The sequence below is a fragment of the Brachyspira pulli genome, from assembly GCF_036997785.1.
GTDB classification, from domain to species: Bacteria; Spirochaetota; Brachyspiria; order Brachyspirales; family Brachyspiraceae; genus Brachyspira; species Brachyspira pulli.
In genome coordinates this window covers 1-612 of sequence record NZ_JAWLQI010000140.1, presented here as the reverse complement: position 1 = coordinate 612, position 612 = coordinate 1, and the positions used below count along the sequence as shown (strand labels likewise).

At 28.6% G+C, this 612-nt stretch carries 1 protein-coding gene; it reads right to left on the bottom strand.

Features of this window, described 5'->3' with window-relative positions:
* Positions 1 to 149: 149 nt before the first annotated feature.
* Positions 150 to 612: SPASM domain-containing protein (locus R4K56_RS14725; protein WP_335786935.1), on the bottom strand; the 463-nt coding region annotated here is incomplete at its 5' end.

Genomic DNA, 612 nt, shown 5'->3' with positions numbered 1-612 from the left:
CGAAGTCCTCAGACACGCTTCACGAAAGTGCAATTATGAAATTAATACATTATTTACATGTAAGATAATGTATTAAATTTGCTATAAAATATATCCTTTCTCATGCCAAAGGCAGTGATCTACTTCGTAAATACAAATAAAATAATAAATTAATTATTCTTTTTCACTACTACAATAGGGCTTTCCTTTATTCTCATAATCTCTCTAATATCTATATTATTTTCTAAAAGCTCCCTCATAGCTTTCATATAAGGGTGAATATGATAAAAATATTTTTTGTATCCTTCACATAAATAATTTTTTCCTTCTTCTCCGTCATAAAATTTATCGAATCTGTTTTTAGGACATTCTCCTCTGCATGCAAATAAAGCGTCGCATCTTAAACAATTTTTAGGTAAATTTGATTTTTTAAGTCCGAAAGATTTTTGCTTATCTGAATCAATTATACTTTTAGGATTATCATTTATTATATTACCTATTTTATAATCAGGATAAACATAATGATCACAGCTGTAAATATCCCCATTATGCTCAACTACAGTACAGCCGCTGCATTCTTTTCCAAATAAACATATAGTACTATCTAAACCAAGCCAAGAAGTTAAAGCCCAT